At 50.5% G+C, this 3,253-nt stretch carries 4 protein-coding genes; all 4 read left to right on the forward strand.

All coding sequences use genetic code 11. The features are described 5' to 3' along the window. Positions 1-254: 254 nt before the first annotated feature. From H740_RS05645 to H740_RS05660, 4 genes are read left to right on the forward strand one after another with little or no spacing between them, the layout of a single operon-like run. Positions 255-1,328, forward strand: coding sequence for a transglutaminase-like domain-containing protein (locus H740_RS05645; RefSeq protein ID WP_002952284.1), 1,074 nt, complete (start codon positions 255-257; stop codon positions 1,326-1,328). Next, the gene (locus H740_RS05650) at positions 1,325-1,654 is read left to right on the forward strand and encodes an aryl sulfotransferase (protein ID WP_002952286.1); all 330 of its coding nucleotides are present in this window, start codon (positions 1,325-1,327) and stop codon (positions 1,652-1,654) included. Before H740_RS05645 ends, H740_RS05650 begins: the two co-directional genes overlap by 4 nt. Beyond that, positions 1,647-1,907 carry a heavy-metal-associated domain-containing protein gene (locus H740_RS05655; protein ID WP_002952288.1) on the forward strand — a complete coding sequence of 87 codons (261 nt, stop codon included), beginning with the start codon at positions 1,647-1,649 and terminating at the stop codon, positions 1,905-1,907. Before H740_RS05650 ends, H740_RS05655 begins: the two co-directional genes overlap by 8 nt. A 15-nt stretch (positions 1,908-1,922) precedes the next feature. Further along, positions 1,923-3,200 carry a M20/M25/M40 family metallo-hydrolase gene (locus H740_RS05660; RefSeq protein ID WP_002952290.1) on the forward strand — a complete coding sequence of 426 codons (1,278 nt, stop codon included), beginning with the start codon at positions 1,923-1,925 and terminating at the stop codon, positions 3,198-3,200. The last annotated feature ends 53 nt before the right edge of the window (positions 3,201-3,253 follow it).

Consider the following 3,253-nt stretch of genomic DNA (forward strand, 5'->3'; position numbering starts at 1 on the left):
CTCGCAACTGCAAAGCAGAGCGTAATTCAAACCCCCGCCCCCCCCTTTTTTTTTACTCAAAGAACTTAATTTACAACGCCAAATTTAGCACTTTCGCGGTGCAGGTCTCGGTCGGTAAAATTTAAAAAATTATCCAAATTTGACCACGCCCAAACGACTCGCGAAAATACCGCTATTTAAAGCCAAATTTAGCCTTTCTTAGTAAAATACCGCCCAAGAGTTGCGGGGCAACTATTATTTATACAAGGCATTTCATGCAAAGACGCGATTTTTTAAGAAACACTGCGATTTTAGGCGCCGTTATGGCAACTCCGAGCACCGTTTTGGGCGAGGGCAAGGCTATGGGCAACAAGAGAGTTTTTGACCTAACTTTAAATCACGAAATTTTAGAGGTGGGCAAGAAAACCAGGCTGTGGATACCGCTGCCGTTTGTTAGAGAGTATCAGAGCGTGAGCGACATCAAATTTGACGGCAATTTCGCTAATCCATCGGTGAATTATGGCGCAATCCCGACGCTTTACGTGGATTACGCCGAGTTGGCAAAGCCGACGCTTAGCGTTAAATTTAGAGTCGAGACCTTCGAGCGAAACACCGACTTTAGCAAGGTTAAATTTAACCCGAACGAAAAGCTAAGCCCTGAGACGGAATTTTATCTAAAACCTACTCAGCACATCCCAAATGACGGCATCGTAAAGCAAAAAGCAGGGGAGATCACTAAGGGAATCAAAGGCGATCTGGAGCGCGCCAAGGCGATCTACACGTGGGTGGCAAACACCATGCAGCGCGACAACAGCATCCTGGGCTGCGGCACGGGCGACGTAAAAGCGATACTTGAAAGCGGCAAGCTAGTGGGCAAATGCACCGACATAAACTCCGTGTTTGTGGGGCTTTGCAGAGCCGTAGGCATCCCTGCGCGCGAGATTTTTGGTATCAGAGTAGGGCAGAGCAGATTTTCAAACGAGATGGGAAAGGCCGATGAAAAGGGCCTCGCAGCGATCTCTGGCGGTCAGCACTGCAGAGCGGAATTTTATCTAAAAGGACATGGCTGGATCCCGGTCGATCCTGCGGACGTCGCAAAGGTGCGCCTAGGCGAGAAGCTAAACAACGACGACAGCAAGCTTGCTAAAGTGCGTGAGTTTTTATTTGGCAACTGGGAGATGTGCTGGATCGGCTTTAACGACGCGCGCGACTTCGTTCTGTCGCCGAAGCCCGCGGAATTTCCGCTAAATAACTTCGGCTATCCTTACGGCGAAGTGGACGACAACGTGCTAAATTACTATTCGCCAAAAGATTTTAGCTACGACTACAAGTCGCAAGAGCTCAAATGAAGGGCTTTTGGCTAGCTCTGGCGTCGGTAATAAGCGCGCTGGCGGCGACTCTTTGCTGCCTGCCCGCGCTTTTGTTTTTACTTTTCGGCGCTTCATTTAGCCTGCTTAGCTCGGAAGCTATCGAGAGCTTAACCGAGCTAAGGCCCTATTTTACAGTACTTGCCGCGATCTGTTTTGCGGTGAGTGCGTTTTATTTTTTCAAAAAGCCAAAATCCTGCGACCTCGCAAATCGCCGCAAAAAGTGGATCTTCATCTACGTTTTTTTAGCTGTTTTTGTGATTATTCTGCTATCATACCCCGAAGTTTTAGGAAAAATTTATGAATAAAATTCTATCTATTTTACTGCTTGCAAGCATGGCGTTTGCAAATCAAAATTTTGTTATCAAAGTCGAGGGGATGCACTGCCCGCTGTGTACGGCGATGGTGCGAAAAGCCCTACTGAACGTCGACGGCGTCATCAGCGCCAAAGCTAGCCTGCATGACAAAACCGCCCGCGTCGAGACGAAAGACGGCGTGAGCGAGAAACAGCTGCTAGATGCGGTGGCGACGACGGGCTACATGGGCGAGATAGTTAAGTAAATTTAAGGAGCAAACATGCAAAAAAACGAGGTTATGAATGATTTTAAGAGGCTGTGCGAAATTCCTCACTGTAGCTGCGAGACGGAGCAGATGAGGGAGTTTTTGGCTGATTTTGCGCGCTCTCAGGGCTTTAGCGTAAACGTCGACGAGGCGGGCAACATCCACGCCGTGAAGGGCGAGCCTAAAATCTGCCTGCAAAGCCACTACGACATGGTCTGCGTGGGCGCGGCGCCGCATTTGGAGCTCATCGAAGAGGATGGCATATTAAGAGCCAAAAACTCGACTCTAGGTGCTGATGATGGCATCGGCGTGGCGATGATGATGGGCGCGATGCGGGAGTTTGCGAACCTAGAGTGCCTATTTACCAACGACGAAGAGGTCGGGCTCGTGGGGGCAAACGCCTTTAAAGGTAAAATTTTATCGCCAAATTTGCTAAATTTAGACAGCGAAGAGGACGACCGCGTGACGCTGGGGTGTGCGGGCGGCATAAACGTAAGCGCAAAAATCGGTGCGCAGAGCGTCAAAAAGAGCGGTAAAATTTACGAGATCGGCGTCACGGGGCTTAGCGGCGGACACTCTGGCAATGAAATACACAAAAATATCCCAAACGCAACGAAGATGCTAGCGAAATTCCTTGCCGAGGAGGGTTGCGAGCTCATTAGCCTGGACTTTGGCGAGAGGAGCAACTCGATCCCCGCAAATGCCGTGTGTAAGGCGCTATGTGCGCATGAACCAAAACAGCGCGGCCTGGCGTGGGTAAAGAGCCTGGGCGAGGGCGAAGCGGACGTGCTGGTAAATAGCGGTAAAATTTTGGCGCTAATTAACTCCTTTGCCCAGGGCGTGCGCAGCTACGACACGCAGCTTGGCATGGTAAACGAAAGCATAAATCTCTCGACCGTTAAGCAAAAAGAGGGCGTGATTGAGTTTGACTTTTTCGGACGCGCGATGAAGCGAGAGGGGCTTGAAAATCTGGGCTTTGAGACTAGCACACTAGCTAGCGCGCTGGGCTTTGAGGTCAGGGTAACCGACCGCTCGGCGAACTGGGCGCCGTGCATCAGCGACTTCGCGCATCTCGTACTTGAGGAACTGCAAAAACAAAAGCCGCAGGCGAAATTTGCCGCCGTGCATGCTGGCCTTGAGTGCGGCGTACTGGTCGCAAAACAGCCCGAGCTGCAAGCCTGCTCCATAGGACCTAACATCCACTCGCCTCACTCGGTAAATGAGCATTGCGAGATAGCGTCGGTGGAGATGATGGCGGAGGTCGTAAGAAACATCGTCGCTAGACTTCAGTAGCTTAGGGCGGCTTGTCTTTTTTCTTTATACGTCGTTGGAAACTCGGTCGGCTT

This window comes from Campylobacter showae CC57C, from assembly GCF_000344295.2.
Taxonomy (GTDB): domain Bacteria; phylum Campylobacterota; class Campylobacteria; order Campylobacterales; family Campylobacteraceae; genus Campylobacter_A; species Campylobacter_A showae_B.

Bases quoted from the DNA above. Each gene is read 5' to 3' on its own strand.
- H740_RS05645 (WP_002952284.1), top strand. From the start codon at position 255: ATGCAAAGACGCGATTTTTTAAGAAACACTGCGATTTTAGGCGCCGTT.
- H740_RS05650 (WP_002952286.1), top strand. From the start codon at position 1,325: ATGAAGGGCTTTTGGCTAGCTCTGGCGTCGGTAATAAGCGCGCTGGCG.
- H740_RS05655 (WP_002952288.1), top strand. From the start codon at position 1,647: ATGAATAAAATTCTATCTATTTTACTGCTTGCAAGCATGGCGTTTGCA.
- H740_RS05660 (WP_002952290.1), top strand. From the start codon at position 1,923: ATGCAAAAAAACGAGGTTATGAATGATTTTAAGAGGCTGTGCGAAATT.